The organism is Nocardia sp. NPDC058666, assembly GCF_042714895.1.
In the GTDB taxonomy this organism is placed as follows: Bacteria; Actinomycetota; Actinomycetes; order Mycobacteriales; family Mycobacteriaceae; genus Nocardia.
The window spans coordinates 284,944-304,797 of record NZ_JBHXRY010000006.1 but is presented as its reverse complement, the minus strand read 5'-3'; the positions used below and the strand labels follow the sequence as shown (position 1 = coordinate 304,797).

Sequence of the window (19,854 nt, the reverse complement as noted above, 5' to 3'; positions counted from 1 at the left end):
GTGGACTCGTTCAATCCCACCACCAAGACGCAGGCGGCGCTGACCGCTGCTCTGCAGGCCGCGTCCGCCGCAGGCAATCCGGAGATCCGTCCGGCGCACTTGCTGGTGGCGTTGCTCGATCAGACCGACGGCATCGCCGCGCCGTTGCTCAAAGCCATCGGTGTCGACCCCGCGACCGTGGAACGCGAGGCGGGCGACATCGCCGACAAACTACCGCGCGCGACCGGCGCGACCACCACACCGCAGCTGGGCCGCGAAGCCTTGGCCGCGATCACCGCCGCGCAGCGCCTGGCCACCGAACTCGGCGACGAGTATGTCTCCACCGAAAACCTGCTGGTCGGGCTGTCCGAGGGCGATTCCGAGATCGCCAAACTGCTGCGCAAGCACGGCGCGACCCCCGAGGCGTTGCGCGACGCATTCGCCACGGTGCGCGGCAGCGCGCGCGTGACCAGCGCCGACCCCGAGGCCAGCTACCAGGCGCTCGAGAAGTACTCCACCGACCTCACCGATCTGGCCCGCGCGGGCAAACTCGACCCGGTGATCGGCCGCGATACCGAGATTCGTCGCGTGGTGCAGGTCCTGAGCCGTCGCACCAAGAACAACCCGGTGCTGATCGGCGAACCCGGCGTGGGCAAGACCGCCATCGTCGAAGGCCTGGCGCGCCGCATCATCGAGGGCGACGTGCCGGAGTCGTTGCGCAACAAGAAGGTCGTGTCGCTGGACCTGGGCGCGATGGTGGCCGGCGCGAAGTATCGCGGCGAGTTCGAGGAGCGGCTCAAGGCCGTGCTCGACGACATCAAGAACAGCGCGGGCGAGATCATCACCTTCATCGACGAGCTGCACACCATCGTCGGCGCGGGCGGCAGCGGCGATTCGGCGATGGACGCGGGCAACATGATCAAACCGCTGCTCGCGCGTGGCGAGCTGCGGTTGGTCGGCGCGACCACGCTCGAGGAGTACCGCAAGTACATCGAGAAGGACGCCGCGCTGGAACGCCGTTTCCAGCAGGTGCTGGTCGGCGAGCCGTCGGTGGCCGACACCATCGGCATCTTGCGCGGTATCAAGGAGCGCTACGAGGTGCACCACGGTGTGCGCATCACGGACTCCGCGCTGGTGGCGGCGGCGACGCTGTCGGATCGCTACATCACCTCGCGCTTCCTGCCCGACAAGGCGATCGACCTGATCGACGAGTCGGCCTCGCGGCTGCGCATGGAAATCGACTCGCGACCGGTGGAAATCGACGAGGTGGAGCGGGCGGTGCGACGCCTGGAGGTCGAAGAGGTCGCGCTGGAGAAGGAGACCGACGCCGCCTCGAAGCAGCGCCTCGAGAAACTGCGTCAAGAACTGGCCGACGACCGCGAAAAACTGGGCCAGCTCACCACTCGCTGGCAGAACGAGAAGAACGCGATCGACTCGGTGCGCGGGGTGAAAGAGCAGCTGGAAACCTTGCGCGGGGAGTCCGAACGGGCCGAACGCGACGGCGATCTGGGCAAGGCCGCCGAACTGCGTTACGGCAAGATCCCCGCCTTGGAAAAGGAACTGGCCGCGGCCGAAAAGGCCAATGGCGCAGCGGCAACCGGCGACATGATGCTCAACGAGGAGGTCACTCCCGACGACATCGCCGACGTGGTCTCGGCCTGGACGGGCGTGCCGGTCGGTCGGATGTTGGAAGGCGAAACCGCCAAGCTGCTGCGGATGGAAACCGAGGTCGCGGGGCGCGTTGTCGGGCAGGAGGAAGCGGTGCAGGCGGTGTCGGACGCGGTGCGTCGGGCGCGTGCCGGGGTCGCGGATCCGAACCGGCCGACCGGGTCGTTCCTGTTCGTGGGCCCGACGGGCGTGGGTAAGACCGAGTTGGCGAAGTCGTTGGCGGACTTCCTGTTCGCCGACGAACGCGCCATGGTGCGCATCGACATGAGCGAGTACAGCGAGAAGCACTCGGTGGCTCGGCTGGTCGGCGCGCCGCCGGGATATGTCGGGTACGACCAGGGCGGTCAGCTCACCGAAGCGGTGCGCAGGCGGCCGTATTCGGTGGTGCTGTTCGACGAGATCGAGAAGGCGCACCCGGACGTTTTCGACATCTTGTTGCAGGTTCTCGACGAGGGCAGGCTCACCGACAGTCAGGGTCGCACGGTCGATTTCCGCAACACGATCCTGATTCTCACCTCCAATCTCGGCGCCGGTGGCGATCGTGAACAGGTGATGGAGGCGGTGCGTCGGGCGTTCAAACCGGAGTTCATCAACCGGCTCGACGATGTGGTGATGTTCCATGCGCTGGACGCCAAGCAGTTGGAATCGATCGTCGACATCAACCTGCGTCAGCTGCAGAAACGGCTGTCGCAGCGTCGCCTGACCCTGGACGTCACCGAGGAGGCCAAGCAGTGGCTGGCCGTGCGCGGCTACGACCCGGCCTACGGCGCGCGGCCGCTACGCAGGCTGATCCAACAGGCGATCGGGGACAGTCTGGCCAAGGAACTCCTCTCCGGTGCGGTCGCCGACGGTGACACGGTCAACGTCAGTGTGGACAACGCCACCGACAAACTCGTGGTCGAACGCGAAGTTATCCACAGCTAGGGAATTTATCCACAGGCCGGTGCGTAGGGGCCTGCCAAACGCACCGGCCTGTCCTACCCTGGAGCCCATGACGAACCCCAAGGATCCGTGGCAACGCCCGGACGACGCGCCGACCGAACGGCTGGGTTCGTCGGGCACCGAGTCGACCGCGCAGTACGGGGCCGGTTCGTTCGACGAGTGGGGTCAACCGTCGAATCCGACGCAGGCGCTGCCCCCGCACGACGCGCAGTGGGGTGGTTACGAAAGTGGTTATCCCGCAGCACAACCTCCACCGCAGCACGCACCGCCGCCCGGCTACGACCAGGGTTACCAGGCCGCGCCGCCACCCGGACATCCGCCGCAGCCGCAGGACGGTAACCAGCAAGAACCGCCCAAGCGCCACACCGGTTTATGGATCGCGCTGGGTATTGGCATCTTGGCTCTGATCGCCGTCGGCGGCGTGCTGGCAGGGCTTGTACTGAGCGGAAATTCCTCCGAAGACAACACCGCCGCACCGCCGTCGACCAGCCAACTCCTCGTCCCACCGACGATGAAACCCACCACCCCCGGCACCTCGCCGAGCACCAGCGGGATACCCGGCTTGCCAGGACTTGGCGGCGGTGAGGATCTGGGCGCCACGATGGGCAGCATCACCGCCAACACCGGCACCGAGATCACCATGAGCACGCTGGGCGGGTCCGATGTTCGGGTGCTGATCGACGATGCGACGCAGGTGATCTCGTTGACCAGCACGAAGGCGAGCGAGCTACCGGTGGGCGACATGGTTATGGTGCAGGGCGACAAAAACCCAGACGGGTCGATCCACGCCAAGATCATCATCTCCACGGCGTTACCGGGCGGCCCCCGATGAGCGACCCGCGCGTCCAATCCCCGGTGCTACCGGGCAATCACGGCGACGGCTGGATAGGCTAGGCGACGATGACGGCTATGTGGTTCGGGTTAGCAGCGATCGCACTCGTGGGTGCGGTCGTCCTGTTGTATTTCGATCGGGTCCAGCGGCAGCGCACCGGACACGCCAGACAGGTGTGGGCGAAGTCCCAGGGTTACACCTACGTGTCGGTGGAGCCTGCGCTGGCGTCGACGTGGCGCCGTGGCGCGTTGGCCAAGCTCGGTTACCTCTCGGCGGTCGACGTGGTCTCCGGTATTCGCAAGGGCGAGAAGTTCGTGCTCTTCGACCTGGAAGACGCCGCGACCCTGGTGGCCGTGCGCCGCCAGATCGGGTCCGAGATCGACGTGGACATGCGGCTGAAAACCGCGGCCCCGCCGAAGGACCACGATCTGGAACTGCTCGGCGCCATCGGTGACCGGGTGGTGTTCGCCACCGATCCCGAGATCGCGCGGCACGCGGTGGATCAGCGGATGGTCGGGTTCATCGAATCGCTGTCCGACACCGTGCAGATGCTGTGGAGCGAGGGCAACTGGACGCTGGGCATGTTGCCGGTGGGCAGTACGTCCAAGGACTGGGAGACCGCGATCGACGTGGTGCTGCGGCTGTCCGGGCTGCTGCACGTGTTGCCGCCGGTGGCCGAGCCCAACGAGTTCACGCGGCCGCGTTCCAGCGCCAACCTCGCGCCGGGCTTCCGCCCCGAGTACGACGAGGAAGACGACGACCGCGAATTCGCTTCGGGCCGTGAGGGATTCGCCGATGTGGAGGAACGTGGCCGCGCTCGTTTCCCCGGCCCTGACGAACTCGACGACCAGCCCTACGCCGGTGGCCTGTCCGGCGACGAGCAGTACGCCCCGGCGCGCGCGTCCGAAGACGACGAGCCTTACCCGTCGCGCTTCGCCGACGACGAGCCCTACGCGTCCCGCTTCGACAACTCCTCGGCCCCCGCCGCCCGCTTCGCCGAAGACGATGAGCCCCGCAACCCCGCCCGCGACGAGCGCGCCCCCCTCGGCCGAGCCCCCGCATTACCCGCCGACTACGACCCCGACCTGGACGACCCGGAGTTCGAGGACCAACCAGCCCCCGGCCGCCGCCCGCTGGGCGAACCCCCGAAGCGCCCATCGCTGGCAGTAGTCCCCGAACCCCGCGCACGCACCGAGGCCCCCCACGACGACGCGGAACCCGGCCAACCGGGCGGCCCCTTCCACCCCGGTTTCCGCCCGTACCAGGGCCCAGTACCGAAGTGATCCACCCGCCGCGACGGTAACCGTCGCGGCACAACCGGAATCGATCTCGCGATGACCGACAGTCCCTTGCGCCTGCCCGGCGTCCACCGCCCCGTCGCCATGATCACCGGACCGACGTCCGGCATCGGGCGCGGCTTCGCCCACCGCCTCGCGGCGCTGGGTTACGACCTGGTCCTGGTCGCCCGCGACGAAGCCCGTCTGCGCGAGCTGGCCGACGAACTGGCCCGCCGGTTCGCCACGTCGGCGCAGGTCCTGGTCGCCGATCTGGCCGACGACGACGATCGCGCACGCGTGGCCGAACGGGCCGCGCAGGGCATCGAATTCCTGGTCAACAACGCGGGTTTCGCGCATTCGGGCGAGTTCTGGACGCTCGAGCCCGCGCAACTGCAGGCCCAGCTCGACGTCAACGTCACCTCGGTGCTGCAGCTGACCAGAGCCGCGCTGCCGGCGATGGTCGCCGCGGGCGCCGGTTCGATCGTGAATGTGGCCAGTGTGGCCGGGCTGATTCCCGGACGGGGGTCGACCTACTCGGCCTCCAAGGCCTACGTCGTATCCTTCACGGAGGGTTTAGCGGGTGGATTAGTGGGCATCGGTGTTCGCGTCCAAGCGCTGTGCCCCGGATTCGTGCACACCGAGTTCCATGAGCGCGCCGGCATCGAGATGAGTTCGCTGCCCCAGCGCCTGTGGCTGGATGTCGATCAGGTGGTCGACGGGTGCCTGCGCGATCTGGACTCCGGTCGGGTGATCAGCGTGCCCGGCGTGCAGTACAAACTGCTCACCGCGGTCGCGGGGTTCGTCCCGCGGACCCTGGTGACCCGACTCAATCGCGGACTCTTCAACGCACGCGGAAGGACATGACTCAGATGATCGACCAGGCACGTGAGTCGCTCACGAAGGCCGATCGCGACCAGCTGGCGGCGCTGGTGCGCGAGCTCGCGGTCGTGCACGGCAAGGTGACGTTGTCGTCGGGCAAGGAAGCCGACTACTACGTCGACCTGCGCCGCGCGACCCTGCACCACCAGGCCGCGCCGCTGATCGGCACGTTGCTGCGCGAACTGGTCGGTGACTGGGACTTCGACGCCGTCGGTGGCCTGACCATGGGCGCGGATCCGGTCGCGATGGCCGTGATGCACGCGCCGGGTCGCCCGATCGACGCGTTCGTGGTCCGCAAGGCGGCCAAGGCGCACGGGATGCAGCGTCAGATCGAGGGCCCCAACATCGTGGGCAAGCGCGTGCTGGTCGTGGAGGACACCACCACCACCGGAAATTCGCCGCTGACCGCGGTGCGCGCGCTGCGTGACGCGGGCGCGATCGTGGTCGGTGTGGCCACCGTCGTCGACCGGGAAACCGGTGCTGACCAGGTGATCGCCGAAGAGGGGCTGGAATATCGATCCATCCTCGGTCTCGATGATCTCGCGCTGGGTTAGCCTGAACAACGCCGAACCCGGACGACGACGTGGTCTGTCCGGAATGTCTGAAGGACGTGTGAGTCACCTGTGGTGAGCATTGCAGTAAACAAAGGTCGCGACAATGTCGCGATGCTCGGGATCGGTGCCTACCGTCCGCAACGCATCGTCAGCAATGCCGAAGTGTGCGAGCAGCTGGACTCCACGCCGGATTGGATCTTCGATCGCACCGGCATCCACAACCGGCGCTGGATCAGCGGCGACGAGACGATCCAGTCGATCGCCACGGCCGCCGGTGAGCGCGCGCTGAACAACACCCCGATCGATCGCACCAAGATCGGCGCGGTCATCCTGTGCACGTCCAGCTGGCTCAAGCTCACCCCGCACGGTGCGCCGTCGGTGGCGTCCGACCTGGGGCTCAACGGTGTGGCCGCGTTCGACCTCACCTCCGGCTGCGGTGGCTTCTGCTACGGCCTGGGCGTGGCCGCCGACCTGATCCGCGCGGGTTCGTTCGACTACGTGCTGGTGATCGGCGCCGAGACGATGACCGTCGGCCTGGACAAGACCGACCGCGGCACCGCGATGATCTTCGGTGACGGTGCGGGCGCTGTCGTCGTCGGTCCGGCCGAGGAGAACGGCATCTCGCCCACGGTGTGGGGTAGCGACGGCGAGAACGCCGAGGCCATCGCCCAGGACATCGATTTCCTGGCGTTCCAGCAGCGCGCGCAGCAGATGCAGGGCACCGATCCCGCCGTGGAGCCGGTCGGCCAGATGTCGCTGCGGATGGAGGGCCCGAAGGTCTTCCGCTGGGCCGCGGTCACTCTGCCGCGTGCACTGTCGGCGGCGCTGGACAGCTCCGGCGTGGCCAAGGAGGACATCGAGGTGTTCATCCCGCACCAGGCCAACGCCCGGATCAACGAGTTGATGAAGAAGAACCTGGGCCTGGCCGACGAGGTCCCCATCGCCAACGACATCGAGAACACCGGCAACACCTCCGCCGCCTCGGTGCCGCTGGCCATCGAGGAAATGTTGGTCACCGGCAAGGCCAAGGGCGGCCAGGTCGCGCTGCTGCTGGGCTTCGGCGCGGGTCTGAGTTACGCGGGCCAGGTCGTCACCTTGCCGCCCGCCCCGAAGGAACCGAGCTTCTGACATGCGAGGACTGCGCGCCGCTTATGTCACGGCGGCGGCAGTCACCGTGTTCGGTGCTGTCACCGGCCGCGACCGCCTGCAATGGGTCGCCAAGCCACTGCTGATGCCGCTGTTGGCCGCCGACACGGTGGCCAACAGCGACCTCGCCCCGACCGAGCGCACGATCCTGCTCGGCTCGCTGGCCGCGGCCACCGTCGGCGACGTGCTGCTGCTCGACCCCGACGACGACCGCCGCCTCATCGCGGGCGCCTCGTCGTTCGCGGTCATGCAAACCGGCTACTCGATCCTGTGGTGGCAGCGCGGCGCCCGCCCACGCCCTGACATCGCCGTCCCCCGCGTAGTGGCCTGGCTGGGCGCCGCCGCGCTGCTCCGCGCCAAAGCCCCCAACCTCGCCCTCCCGCTCACCACCTACGGCGCGACCCTGGGCACCGCCGCAACCCTCGCCTCGGACCCAACCCTCGCACCCGACGCGAAAACCTTTGCGGGCGTGAACATTCCGAACGCAGACCCCCGCAGCCGCTACGGCGTCGGCGCCCTACTGTTCACGATCTCGGACGCCCTGATCGTCGCGCGCCGCCTCTTCGCCCGAACCGACCGCACCCGCCGCCTCACCGAAGGCACCATCCTGGCGACCTACGCGACCGCCCAGTATCTGCTCACCGTCCCGCCCCGGAACACTTTCTGATACAGCGCGTCACATGGCGCTTACTTTGGTGTTGTCGCGATGAAATACCGCGCGCGCACGCTTCCTAGATGAGCGGGGAAACGCAGTTCATCGAGGTGCACGGGTATCGCCGGGCGTTCCGCATGGCAGGCACCGGCCCACCCCTGCTGCTGATCCACGGGATCACCGACAGCTCGGGAACCTGGGAACCCGTGTTCGACGCGCTAACCGAGCACTACACCGTCATCGCCCCAGACCTCCTCGGCCACGGCGAATCCGCCAAGCCCCGCGCCGACTACGCGGTGGCCGCCTACGCCAACGGCATGCGTGACCTGCTCAGCGTGCTCGGCATCGACCGGATCACCGTGGTCGGCCATTCGCTGGGCGGCGGCGTCGCGATGCAGTTCGCCTACCAGTTCCCTGAGAAGGTCGAGCGAATAGCGCTGGTGTGCCCGGCGGGAATGGGCGCGGGCGTGCACCCCGCGTTCCGACTCGCGACCCTGGCAGGCGCGGGCCCGGCCCTGATGGCGATCACCAGCTGGCCGGTCCGCACCGCCGTCCGCGCGGCCGTCCCGGTGGTGACCGCAGCCGGTGGCCTGGGCCTGGGCCCCGACGCCGAATACGTCCTGCGCCTCTACGGCCACCTGGCCGACCCCGGCGCACGCAACGCCTTCCTGCGCACCATCCGCGCCGCCGCCGACCGCCGCGGCCAAACCATCACCATGCTCGACCGCGGCTACCTCGCGGCCCACCTGCCGACCCTGGTCATCGGCGGCACCCGCGACACCGTCATCCCGTCGGGCCACGCCGAACGCGCCCACCGCGCCTTCCCTGGTAGTCGCATCGAAATCTTCGCGGGCGCAGGCCATTTCCCGCATCATTTCGACCCCGACCGTTTCGTGAAGTTGATCCGCTCGTTCATCGAGGAAACCGACCCCGCCGTGTTCGATCCGCTGCGCTGGCAGCGCACCCTGCGCCGCGGCCGCCCGATCGTCGGCTTACCCACCCTCGAAGCGACCCCGGAGCCCACGCTCCCGCAGGGTGCTGGATTGTCACCGGAGTCCACACCCCCGCAAGTCGCTGGATCGTCACCCGCGTAAGCCTTCACAGCACCAGAATGATCCGATCCCGATCCTGCGGGTCGACGCGAATCGGAACAGTCTGTCCCACAACCATTCTCGCCTTGTCCACCGGCATCACATCCACCACGATCGTCCCGCTATACGTGTCGGCCCCCGGCACCGTGAGCTCCACATCCAACTCGGTCAACTCACTGGCATGATCCGTGCGCCCCAACGGATGCACCCCTTCGATCCGCGCCCACCCCTCCAACCCGTGCCTGCGCAACCGCCGATCCGCCCGGGTCGGCATCGAAGCCCACGTCACCGCGCCCCCGCACGCCGTCCCGAACAACCCCACCATGATCATCACCTGATAGGGCACCGTCCCCGGTGGCGCGTGCGGCGCCAACCACCCCAACCACACCGCGAGCGCGATGAGATACCCCGCCACGACCCAGGCCAACGCCCGCATCACCCGCGCATGATCCATCCGGCTCACCACCCAGTTCCAGGGTAGCGCGGCGTCCGCCTAGCATTGTCGGGTGAATGAACCAGAGGTCGCGGGCCCGACCGAGTGGGGCGAGCATCCGCACGGCCTCGGTCCGTGGGCGCAGGAATACGACACCCCGGTGCCCACCGATGAGCGCTACGACCCGGTCCTGCTGGCCGAGGGCGACCGCCGCAATGTCGTGGATGCCTACCGGTACTGGACCCGTGAGGCGATCGTCGCCGACATCGACTCGCGCCGTTTCCCCTTCCATGTGGCGATCGAGAACTTCGGCCACGACGCCAATATCGGCACCGTCGTGCGCACCGCCAACGCCTTCGCCGCCGCCGCGGTGCACATCATCGGCAAGCGACGCTGGAACCGCCGTGGCGCGATGGTCACCGACCGCTACCAGCACCTGATGCACCACGCCGACCTCGCCGAGTTGCGCGAGTTCGCCGCGCGCGAGGGGCTGACCGTGGTGGCCGTGGACAACGTGCCCGGCGCGGTCCCGTTGGAGACCGCGGACCTGCCGAAGAACTGCCTGCTGCTGTTCGGTCAGGAAGGTCCCGGCGTGAGCGACGACGCGAAAGACGCAGCGGCGCTGACGGTTTCGATCGCCCAGTTCGGCTCGACCCGCAGCATCAACGCGGGCGTCGCCGCGGGCATCGCCATGCACGCCTGGATCCGCCAACACGCCGACCTGTCGGTGGCCTGGTAACGGAACGAGCACGGAATGTCGGTGCCACCTGGCACCATGGGGTCATGACCTCGCGCAGTGGCCGGCGCCCCCAGCCCGCAGATCGTGCCGGATCGGTGCCCACTGCGGCGCTGTGGTCCGAGCGTGCCGATATGGCCGAGTCCGCGATCATCTCGCGGCATCTGCGGATGCTGTGGGGTTGTCCCGGAACGGAATTGGGTGTGGTGGGCTGGCCAGCGACCCGCCGCGAACGAGCCTTCGCCGGCTGGCACTACTGGTGGCAAGCGCACTTACTCGACGTCGCGGTGGACGCCGCCAACCGCGTGCCCACCCCGGCCCGCCGCAAACGCATCGGCGCGATCGCCCGTGCCATCCGGTTACGCAATATCACCGGCTGGACCAACCGCTACTACGACGACATGGCCTGGTTGGCCATCGCCCTGGAACGCGCCGAACGCACCCTGGACCTCACCGATGCCCGCCGCGGCCTGGTCGCTCTCGAGCAGAAGCTCTACGGCGCCTGGGATCCCGAGGTCGGCGGCGGCATCCCGTGGCGGATGAAGTCGGACTTCTTCAACGCCCCCGCCAACGGCCCCGCAGGCATCGCCCTGTTGCGCCTGGGCCACGTCGGACGCGCGCAGCAGATGGCCGACTGGCTCGACGCCACCCTGCGCGACCCGGAATCGGGCCTGATCCTGGACGGCATCCACTTACCGTCGGGCGAGATCGAACGCCCCGTGTTCACCTACTGCCAGGGCGTAGTGCTCGGCCTGGAAGCCGAACTGGCCGTGCACACCGACGACGAACGCCACGTGCAGCGAGTCATCGCCCTGCTCGACGCCGTCGAGGAGCACATGACCACCCGCATGGTGATCTCCGGTGGCGGCGGCGGTGACGGCGGCCTGTTCAACGGCATCCTGGCCCGCTACCTCGCGGTGGTCGCGCTGATGCTGCCCGGCGAGGGCAAGGCCGAGGAAACCGCGCGACGCTGCTGCGCCGCGATCGTGAAAGCCTCCGCCACCGCGGCCTGGGCCAACCGCCTCGAGGTCGAAGGCGAGCCGCTGTTCGGCTACGACTGGAGCAAACCGGCACGCTTACCCGGCGGCACGTCCGGCGCGGGCAAGTTCACCGCGGGCGGCTCGGTGACCGCCTCGGCCGTGCCCGAACGCGACCTGTCGGTGCAGTTATCGGGCTGGATGTTGATGGAAGCGGCCTACCAGGTCACCGCGGCCGGGCTGTGAGTCAGCGCTCGGTGTCGCCCGCGATGCTGGGCTCGAGGAATTCCTCTTCGGGCTTGGACATCTCCTGGCGGTAGTGCCGCAGCCCCAGCGCGGTGCCCACGATCAGGCCCACGATCAACGTGCAGATCACCGCGGGCATCAACCACGGCACCTGCTCGAGGAACTCGCCCGCGTAATACCCGATCAGCAGCAGCACCGGCGCCCAGATGATCGCGCCGATCGTGCTGGCCACGGTGTACTTGCGATGGTCCATCCCGGCCGCACCGGCCACCATCGGGCACAGCGTGCGCACCCACGGAATCCACCGCGCGACCAGCACCGCGAAGAACCCGTGCCGTTGCAGCAGATCGGTGACCTTGGCCAAGTTCTTGGTGTTGATATATCGGCCGTTCTTGCGCGCGACCAGGCGATGCCCGGTACGCGCGCCGACCATATAGCCGACCTGATTGCCGATGATCGCGGACAGCATCGTGCCCACCGACAGCGCCCACACCTGCGCTTCGCCATTGGCGTGCGAGGCCAGCACGATGCCGGCGGTGATCAGCATCGAGTCACCGGGCAGGAACAGTCCGATGATGAACGCGCACTCGAGGAACACGAACACCAGCACCACCGCCCAGACCACAGCGGGGCCTGCTGAGATCAGCGGCTCGAAGCTGCCCATGGCGAGGAGGGTCGACGGTACTGCGGTCACAGCGATCAGTGCGTCTCGTTCGTCGAAGTCGCCAGCTCGCCGTTGGGCGCCGGGACCACCGGTGCCTTGCGGCGCTCGAGCACCTTCTTACCGACCGTGATGATCGCGGGCAGGATCGACACGAACACGATCAGCAGGAAGATCGCTTCCACGTGCTCGCGGATGAACGGCACATTGCCCAGGAAGTAGCCGATGACCGTCACGCCGCCGCCCCACAGCACCGCGCCGACGATGTCGAACGCCACGTACTTGCGGTAGCTCATCTGCGACACACCCGCCAGCACCGGCATGAACGTGCGCACGATCGGCACGAACCTGGCCAAGATGATGGTCTTGGGGCCGTGCTTCTCGAAGAACTCGTGCGTCTCGGTGACGTAATGCTTCTTGAAGAAGCGGCTGTCTTCCTTCTTGAAGATGGCCGGGCCGATCTTGCGGCCGATCCAATACGCGCACTGGTCGCCGAGGAACGCTGTGAGAATCACCAACGGCACCAGCCACCAGATCGACACGACCGGGTTCTCCTGCGCGGCGAGCATGCCGCCGGTGAACAGCAGCGAGTCACCCGGCAGCAACGGGAACAGCAGGCCGGTCTCGATGAAGACAATCGCCAGAATGGCAGGCAGAACGGCGTTCTTCAGCCACGTCTGTTGTAGGAGATACATCGGGTCCAGCAACTGCGTCAGCGCAAGGTTGTTCGTTACCGCATCGGATACCGCCAGCAAAGTCACGGCCCCCACAGTACCGGTCCGATCTGTGACATGAGTGCCCCGCGGGTGAACCTCACGACCGGGTGATCTCGCACTCGTCTACTAAATTAGGGTGTGGCCTGACAGAATTGGTTTTTTGCTCCCCACAACACGGAGGTCACTGCTGTGCCTATCGCGACCCCGCAGGTCTACGCCGAGATGCTCGGCCGGGCCAAGGCGCACTCGTTCGCGTTCCCGGCGATCAACTGCACGTCGTCGGAGACGATCAACGCCGCCATCAAGGGCTTCGCCGACGCGGGCAGTGACGGCATCATCCAGTTCTCCACCGGCGGCGCCGAGTTCGCCTCGGGCCTGGGTGTGAAGGACATGGTCACCGGTGCGGTGGCGCTGGCGGAGTTCGCGCACGTCGTGGCCGCCAAGTACGACGTGACGATCGCGCTGCACACCGACCACTGCCCCAAGGACAAGCTGGACACCTACGTGCGTCCGCTGATCGCGATCTCGCAGGAGCGCGTGAACCTGGGCGGTCTGCCGCTGTTCCAGTCGCACATGTGGGACGGTTCGGCCATCCCGATCGACGAGAACCTCGAGATCGCCAAGGAACTGCTGAAGGCCTGCAAGTCGGCCAACATCATTCTCGAGGTCGAGATCGGTGTCGTGGGCGGCGAGGAAGACGGCGTCGAGGCCGAGATCGACGACAAGCTCTACACCACCCCCGAGGACTTCGCGAAGACCATCGAGGTGCTGGGTGCGGGCGAGAACGGCCAGTACCTGCTGGCCGCCACCTTCGGCAACGTGCACGGTGTGTACAAGCCGGGCAACGTCGTGCTCAAGCCCGAGGTGCTCGCCGAGGGCCAGCGCGTCGCGGCCGCCAAGCTGGGTCTGCCCGAGGGTTCGCAGCCGTTCGACTTCGTGTTCCACGGTGGTTCGGGCTCGCTGAAGTCCGAGATCGAGGACTCGCTGCGCTACGGCGTGGTGAAGATGAACGTCGACACCGACACCCAGTACGCCTTCACCCGCCCGGTCGCCGGCCACATGTTCACCAACTACGACGGTGTGCTGAAGGTCGACGGCGAGGTCGGCAACAAGAAGGTCTACGACCCGCGCAGCTACCTGAAGAAGGCCGAGATCTCCATGGCCGAGCGCGTGACCGAGGCCTGCAACGACCTCAAGTCGGCCGGTCGCTCGGTCAGCGGTTCCTGAATTCTCGTATCGAACAAACGGGGCCCGAGCTCATGAGTCTTGATGTCCGTGTGCTCGGGCCCGTTCGACTGCTCGTCGGCGGCGAGCCGGTAGCGGTCGGCGGGCCCAAGCCGCGCGCCCTCCTCGCCGCGCTCACCGTCAACCGACGGCGCGCGGTGTCTTCCGCTGTGCTGGCGGAGATGGTGTGGAACGAGGATCCGCCCGATTCCTACGCCGCGAGCCTGCAGGTGTTCGTGTCGAACATCCGCAAGGCCTTGCGCAACGCGGGGATCGATTCCGCGCTGGTGTTGCGGACCGAAGGCGCGGGGTACCGACTCGAAATCCCTGATACCGCTTGCGATCTCGGCCGTTTCGAGAGTGCGCGCGAAGCCGGTTCGCGGTGTCTCGATGTCGGCGACCATCCCGGCGCGGCCAATCTTTTCGGTGCGGCACTGCGGGAGTGGAGTGGACGGGCGCTGGCCGACCTGGCCGGGTTGCAGTTCGCCGACGGGTTCGCCACGGCGATGAACGAGGAACGGCTACTTGCCGCGTCGGCGCGGGTGGACGCTGAAATCGCTTGCGGGCGTGCGTCTTCGGTGATCGGCGAGTTGGTGTCGATGACCAACGAGCATCCGCTCCGTGAGCCGCTGTGGGGGCAGTTGATCACGGCGTTGTACCTGTCCGGGCGGCAAGCCGATGCGTTGGAAGCGTGTCGGCGGGTGCGTGGGGTGTTGGCCGAGGAGCTGGGTATCGATCCCGGTTCCGCGCTGATCGAGTTGGAGCAGCGGGTTCTGCGGCAGGAACCGTTGAATGTGTTGGCGTCCAGGCGATCCGACCAGGTCGCCGCGGCGATGACCGAGACTGTCACCGAGGTGCCGCAGTCGATCCGCAACGGGAATTTGCGGTTCGTCGACGGCCGCACGCTCCCGATTCCCCACGGCGGCATCAGGATCGGGCGGATGACCGATAATGAACTGGTTCTCGATGATCCGAAGGCCAGTCGCTATCACGCGCACATCATGCCCAGCCGGGCCGGACTGTTGATCAAGGATCTGCACTCGGCCAACGGGGTTTATGTGAACGAGGCGCCGATCGACAGCGGGGCTCTGCTGGCTGATGGGGATGTAATCCGTATCGGCGGAACGGTTTTGACCTTTATCGCGGTGAAGTAGGGGGCGGCGGTTCCCGGCGGTTTGGTGGGGCAAAGCCACGGGGGTTTAGGTGGTCCCGGGGGGTTTGAGGCTGTGTTTTTGGAGCGCTGGCGCGCTCGAGCGCGGCCCCTGTGGGGCCGCGAGTTAGCCACCGTTGCTTGAGGCTGCGCCTCGGACGCAACGGCGGCTAACTCGCGGCCGGGCCGCTACGGCCACTGCGTGGCCGCTGCTCCCTATGGGTCGCAGGTGCGGGGCTGGGAGTGCGGTAGGTGGCGGGTTTGGGGCGAGGTGTGTGGTTGGGGTGTGCGGTGTGGGGCGCTTCGGGGTGTGCGGTGTGGGGTTCAGGTCAGGCGGATTTCGGCTGCGGCGCGGCCGAAGAGCTTGCGGCCCTCGGAGATTCCGCTCAGCAGGACCGTTGCCGCGCGGCGGTCGGGGTCTACCGACTTGACCTTGCCGGAGAACTCGATCACGCCTGCGTCGGTGGGGGGAACTGGGACGAAACCGGAGAAGCGGACGCTGAGCTTTTCGATGGCGGTCGGGTCGCCCAGCCAGTCGGTGAGGTACTGCGCGGCCAGGCCCATGGTGAGCAGGCCGTGCGCGACAACCGTTGGTAGACCTGCCAATTCGGCGGCGCGGTCGCTGAAGTGGATGGGGTTGGGGTCGCCGGACACGCCCGCGTAGTTGGCCAGGTCGCCGCGGGTGAGGCGGGCGGTGGCGGGGGGAAGTTCGGTGCCCTTGGTGAGGGTGTCGAATTCGGGGGTGGTGTTGACCGGTGCGGCCTCGTGCGGGGGCAGCGCGAGGGCGGGGCCGGTGCGGCGGATCAGCAGGTCGTGCGTGCCGACACCGGCGACAGTGTCGGGGCGCGGGTGCATGCTGATGTTCTCGACGGCCTCGACGATATTGGGGTCCACGTCCATGCCGCGGCGGGCAACGATGGTGGTCGTGCCCTGCACGGCGACCTGGTCGTGCTGGTTCACCAGTTTGAAGCCGACGTTGATGAAGTCGTTGTCGCCGAACTGGCGGATCGACTCGATCTCGATCTCGGTGCTGATCCGGTCGCCCGCCAGCATCGGGTGGAACAGCTCGAAGACCTGGTCGGTCTGCAGCACCTGCGACAGGTCGTACTCGGTGAGCACGCTGTCGAGCAGGGCGCGGGTGGCGCTCATGCCGATCACCGACGCGAAGGTCGGCGGGGCGATCACGCCGTCGTAGCCGAGCTTGCGCGCGTCGACTTCGTGCTGGTGGGCGGGGTGCAGATTCTGCACGGCCCTGGCGAATTCTCGGATCTTCTCGCGGCCCACTTCGTAGTGGTCACGGAAGCCGAAGCGCTGACCAACCAGCGTCGCATCCGGGACCACAGCGTCGATGTCCGGCTGCTCCACTGTCTGTTCCGTGCTCATGATCCGGAAAACTTTACTTGTTTACCCATCTGGATCACCAGTTATGTGTGACCCGTCATAGCAGGCACAAGTGTCCGCTACGACGGGTCGACACCGATCAGGGAGTTCCGGCGGGGTCGCACACCTTCCAGCTGCCGTCGGTGCGCTGCAGGTCGAACGTGCGCGCGGTCCGCTTCGACGGATCCGACGAGGTGTACACCGTGGCCTGCGCCAACGCCGTATCGCCGGTGATCCGCACCGCGTCCACACTGTCGACCACCGGAATCGACCCGCGTTCGGTCGACGCCTTGTGCACGCCGTCGAACTTGTCCGGCTCGATCCCCTGGTAGAAGTCGTGCAGCTGCCCGCACGTGCTGGCCCGCAACTCCTCGAGATCACCGGACTGCAGCGCATCGGTGTAATCCCCGATCACCGCCCGCACCTGCCCCTCGGGCGAGGAATCCGTACCACCCATCACCGCGAAAGCACCCGCGATCAAGGCGACAACGAGCACCACGCCCGCACCGGCCATCAACAACAACTTCTTGGACTTACCCCCGGCCTTCCCTGGCTCACCCTGCTCCGCCCCCACCCGCTGCGGCGGCGCCACCTGCCGAGGCCCCTCGGCCAACTGATTGGCGGGCCGAGTCGGCTGAATATCGGCAGGCGAAGGCGCCGACCCACCCGTGCGCTGCGGGACACCGGGCCCACGCGGCGGCGAAGGCTGCGTCTCCTCGACGTCCTTGTCCGCGCCGGCAGCCTGCATCCCCGCAGCCCCCAGCCTGGCAGCCGGCGGATCGAACTGCTTCGACCCGACGGGCCCCGGGTTGCCGGGTCCCTGCTTCGCGAATGCCGAAGGCCCTTGATTGCCGACACCGGGTGCCTGCTGTTTCGAAGCGTCAGACCCAGGCCTGCCCGGCCCGGAATGCCCTTGCTGCCCGTGCCCCTGTTGTCCGGAACCCTGTTGTCCGGAACCCTGCGGGCCGGGTCCCTGCTGACCGTGCCCCTGTTGTCCGGAACCCTGCGGGCCGGGTCCCTGCTGACCGGGGCCCTGCTGACCGGGCCCTTGTCGACCACCTGCGGAAGGTCCCTGCTGCCCGAGCGCGCCGACTCCATGCTGTCCCGGACCGCCGGGACGCTGACCTTGACCGCCGGGGCCTTGCTGGCCTTGACCGCCCGGGCCCTGCTGACCCTGACCGCCCGGGCCCTGCTGACCCTGACCGGGTCCTCGCTGGCCCGGACGGCCGGGTCCTTGCTGACCTGAACCGCCAGGTCCTTGCTGGCCGGGACCGCCAGGCCCCTGGTTGCCTTGGCCGCCGGGTCCTTGCATGCCGGGTTCCTGTTGACCTTGACCGCCGGGCCCTTGCTGGCCGGGACCACCGGGCCCCTGCTGACCCGGACCGGCAGGCCCCTGCTGACCAGCCTGCCGCGGCCCACCCGGACCACGCGGCGTATTCGGCGGCGGCGTCATCACAGGCCGCCCACCCGCAGGCTTCACCCGATCCGTCGCACCAGCCCCACCGGCCGTCGGTCGCTGCACCGGGACCGCGGTCGTCGGCGCATCCGCCGAATTCACAATCCGCATCGCCACGGTCTGATCCTCCGAAGCCGGACCACCCTTCGGCGAACCGGTCTTGAAGTTCTCCGTCGCATCGGCATCGACAGGCTTACCGCCGCGCGCCCCGCCCTTCCCTGCCACGCCGGCACCCGCTGCGGACCCGGCCCCCGAATCCTTCTCGGCCGCCACGTCTGCCGCAGACCGAGCAGTCGAATCTTTCTCGGCCACCGTGTCGTGAGCACCTGCCGCGGACCGGGCAGTCGAATCTTTCTCGGACCCTGTGCCGTCAGCGCCCGCTGCAGGCCGAGCGGCCGAATCATTCTCGGCCACAACAGCGTCCGCTGCCTTCATCGACTCGACACCGTCTCGAGCGCGCAGATCGTCCTTGTCGAAACCGGACCCACCAACAACATTCGCGTTCGATCCGCGCGCCGCGTCGCCACCCCCGGCCGCCCCCGAAGTGCTCGCCGCACCCGCGTCTTCCGCGCCGGCACCGGACCCGCCATCGGCGAGGGAATCGGAGGTCGTTTCAGCCCCAAGGGTTTTTGCGGTTGCCGCAGCCCCAGCCGCCGCAGTCCCGCCCGCAGCCCCAGCCGCCGCAGTCCCGCCCGCAGCCCCAGCCGCCGCAGCTTCCGCCGCCGCAGTTCCGGCCGCACCGCCCGCAGTCGCCCCGCGCCTGACTCCGCCACCCTCGCCCGACGTCGACCCGGACTTCACATCCGCCTCATCGACGGTGAGATCGGCCCTGCTCATCGCATGGGTCGGCACCTCGGCCTGATCCGCCTTCGACTTGCCGCCGAACTTCACCGTCTGGTCATCAGCCGAACTCCCGCGCCCCGCACCGGAATTCCGCCCCGGAATCGACATCGCGGTCGTCGGCGCATCCGGCCCAGCCACTTCAGCACCCCGCCCCGCACGCCCGCTGGGGCCCGCCCGTTCAGGACCCCTCTCCGCACGAGGATCGGCACCATCCGCTCGCCCCGCACCCGGCAGCCCTTGCGACAAACCCGCCAGCGGCGATTCGCCGCCGGCTCCGCTACCCGGTCGACCACTCGCATTCCCCGGCCCACCAGGCCGCTGCGCAGGCCCACCACCGACGCGAGGCCCCCCGGCCTGCCGCGAACCCGGCCCGCGATCAGGACCGATCGGCCGTCCACCCGGCCCCGAACCCTGTTGCCCACCAGGAGCCTGCTGTGCGCCCGACGCCTGATCCGGCCGCCCCGAACCCTGGTGCCCCCCAACAACATTGCCCGGCTGACCCGCACCGGGACCACTCGCGGGCCGCACCCCACCGGGCGTAAACCCGGGCCGCCCCCACGACTGCTGCGCACCCGGCCCCGAAGGCGGTTGCCCCGAAGGCGAACCCGACGTACCGGACCCCGGCGCGTTCCCACCGGGCCGACCCGGCAGATCCCCACGCCGAATCACCACGGTCTCGGCACTACCGGGCGTCGCCCGATCCGGCTCCGTCACCGACCCGGGCCCACCGGGAGGAGACGCCGACGTCTCATCGCGCCGCCCGGGCGCACCGGGACCGGCAGACTCTGCTGCCGGGTTGTTCTCGTCGGTCGGGTCGGACACCTCTGTACCCCTCGCTCAGGCTCGAACGTTGCACTCTGGGATCAGCCTAGTCGGCGCTGCGCGCGAACCGTTTCCGAACTCGCGCACGGCAACGCAACCCACCGATCACGCAAGAACATGGGTAACTCCCCAACCACCTCCCACCCCAGAATCACAAAACGCTCGCCCGACAACAAACAGTCGAGGCTCC

General features: G+C 68.1%; 18 protein-coding genes. 13 read left to right on the top strand and 5 right to left on the bottom strand.

Translation table 11 applies throughout. The features are described 5' to 3' along the window. The 8 genes from clpB to ACFWVD_RS17505 all read left to right on the top strand — a co-directional run bounded on the left by clpB (position 1) and on the right by ACFWVD_RS17505 (position 9,023). On the top strand, positions 1–2,571 hold the full coding sequence (clpB, locus tag ACFWVD_RS17540) for an ATP-dependent chaperone ClpB (RefSeq protein WP_379243873.1): 2,571 nt from the start codon (positions 1–3) through the stop codon (positions 2,569–2,571). 67 nt (positions 2,572–2,638) lie between these two features. Then, positions 2,639–3,421, top strand: coding sequence for a DUF5666 domain-containing protein (locus tag ACFWVD_RS17535; RefSeq protein WP_379243871.1), 783 nt, complete (start codon positions 2,639–2,641; stop codon positions 3,419–3,421). A 68-nt stretch (positions 3,422–3,489) separates the two neighbouring features. After that, positions 3,490–4,704, top strand: a complete 1,215-nt coding sequence (locus tag ACFWVD_RS17530; RefSeq protein ID WP_379243869.1) for a hypothetical protein — start codon at positions 3,490–3,492, stop codon at positions 4,702–4,704. A 51-nt stretch (positions 4,705–4,755) separates the two neighbouring features. Continuing rightward, positions 4,756–5,562, top strand: a complete 807-nt coding sequence (locus ACFWVD_RS17525) for an SDR family NAD(P)-dependent oxidoreductase (protein ID WP_379243867.1) — start codon at positions 4,756–4,758, stop codon at positions 5,560–5,562. Positions 5,563–5,567: 5 nt separating this feature from the next. Next, positions 5,568–6,131, top strand: a complete 564-nt coding sequence (pyrE, locus tag ACFWVD_RS17520; protein ID WP_379243865.1) for an orotate phosphoribosyltransferase — start codon at positions 5,568–5,570, stop codon at positions 6,129–6,131. A 69-nt stretch (positions 6,132–6,200) separates the two neighbouring features. After that, positions 6,201–7,259 carry a beta-ketoacyl-ACP synthase 3 gene (locus ACFWVD_RS17515; RefSeq protein WP_379243863.1) on the top strand — a complete coding sequence of 353 codons (1,059 nt, stop codon included), beginning with the start codon at positions 6,201–6,203 and terminating at the stop codon, positions 7,257–7,259. Position 7,260: 1 nt separating this feature from the next. Next, positions 7,261–7,944, top strand: a complete 684-nt coding sequence (locus ACFWVD_RS17510; RefSeq protein WP_379243861.1) for a lysoplasmalogenase — start codon at positions 7,261–7,263, stop codon at positions 7,942–7,944. A gap of 68 nt (positions 7,945–8,012) precedes the next feature. Further along, positions 8,013–9,023: an alpha/beta hydrolase gene (locus ACFWVD_RS17505; RefSeq protein WP_379243859.1), complete on the top strand. Its 1,011-nt coding sequence runs from the start codon at positions 8,013–8,015 to the stop codon at positions 9,021–9,023. Positions 9,024–9,027: 4 nt separating this feature from the next. Here ACFWVD_RS17505 and ACFWVD_RS17500 read toward each other — a convergent pair whose 3' ends face one another. Further along, on the bottom strand, positions 9,028–9,474 hold the full coding sequence (locus ACFWVD_RS17500) for a hypothetical protein (RefSeq protein ID WP_379243857.1): 447 nt from the start codon (positions 9,472–9,474) through the stop codon (positions 9,028–9,030). A 52-nt stretch (positions 9,475–9,526) separates the two neighbouring features. Here ACFWVD_RS17500 and ACFWVD_RS17495 point away from each other — a divergent pair, with 52 nt between their 5' ends. Beyond that, positions 9,527–10,192 (top strand): TrmH family RNA methyltransferase, encoded by a 666-nt coding sequence (locus ACFWVD_RS17495; protein WP_379243855.1) that lies wholly within the window; start codon positions 9,527–9,529, stop codon positions 10,190–10,192. A gap of 131 nt (positions 10,193–10,323) precedes the next feature. Beyond that, the gene (locus ACFWVD_RS17490) at positions 10,324–11,412 is read left to right on the top strand and encodes a glycoside hydrolase family 76 protein (protein WP_379243968.1); all 1,089 of its coding nucleotides are present in this window, start codon (positions 10,324–10,326) and stop codon (positions 11,410–11,412) included. A gap of 1 nt (position 11,413) precedes the next feature. Here ACFWVD_RS17490 and ACFWVD_RS17485 read toward each other — a convergent pair whose 3' ends face one another. Then, positions 11,414–12,076 (bottom strand): DedA family protein, encoded by a 663-nt coding sequence (locus ACFWVD_RS17485; RefSeq protein ID WP_379243967.1) that lies wholly within the window; start codon positions 12,074–12,076, stop codon positions 11,414–11,416. A 35-nt stretch (positions 12,077–12,111) separates the two neighbouring features. After that, on the bottom strand, positions 12,112–12,768 hold the full coding sequence (locus tag ACFWVD_RS17480; RefSeq protein WP_379243965.1) for a DedA family protein: 657 nt from the start codon (positions 12,766–12,768) through the stop codon (positions 12,112–12,114). Positions 12,769–12,978: 210 nt separating this feature from the next. On the opposite strand from ACFWVD_RS17480, the gene fbaA reads away from it, so the two are divergent. Next, positions 12,979–14,016 (top strand): class II fructose-bisphosphate aldolase, encoded by a 1,038-nt coding sequence (fbaA, locus tag ACFWVD_RS17475; RefSeq protein WP_379243853.1) that lies wholly within the window; start codon positions 12,979–12,981, stop codon positions 14,014–14,016. A gap of 32 nt (positions 14,017–14,048) precedes the next feature. Continuing rightward, positions 14,049–15,167 carry a BTAD domain-containing putative transcriptional regulator gene (locus ACFWVD_RS17470; protein WP_379243851.1) on the top strand — a complete coding sequence of 373 codons (1,119 nt, stop codon included), beginning with the start codon at positions 14,049–14,051 and terminating at the stop codon, positions 15,165–15,167. A gap of 320 nt (positions 15,168–15,487) precedes the next feature. Here the strand turns inward: ACFWVD_RS17470 and ACFWVD_RS17465 are convergent, their stop codons facing one another. Then, entirely contained in the window at positions 15,488–16,546 is a 1,059-nt protein-coding gene (locus ACFWVD_RS17465; RefSeq protein ID WP_379243849.1) for a fused (3R)-hydroxyacyl-ACP dehydratase subunits HadA/HadB, read from the bottom strand. 97 nt (positions 16,547–16,643) lie between these two features. Further along, positions 16,644–17,291: a hypothetical protein gene (locus ACFWVD_RS17460; protein WP_379243847.1), complete on the bottom strand. Its 648-nt coding sequence runs from the start codon at positions 17,289–17,291 to the stop codon at positions 16,644–16,646. A gap of 174 nt (positions 17,292–17,465) precedes the next feature. Between ACFWVD_RS17460 and ACFWVD_RS17455 the strand changes: the two genes are divergently transcribed. Beyond that, entirely contained in the window at positions 17,466–17,789 is a 324-nt protein-coding gene (locus ACFWVD_RS17455) for a hypothetical protein (RefSeq protein WP_379243845.1), read from the top strand. Positions 17,790–19,854 lie beyond the last annotated feature (2,065 nt).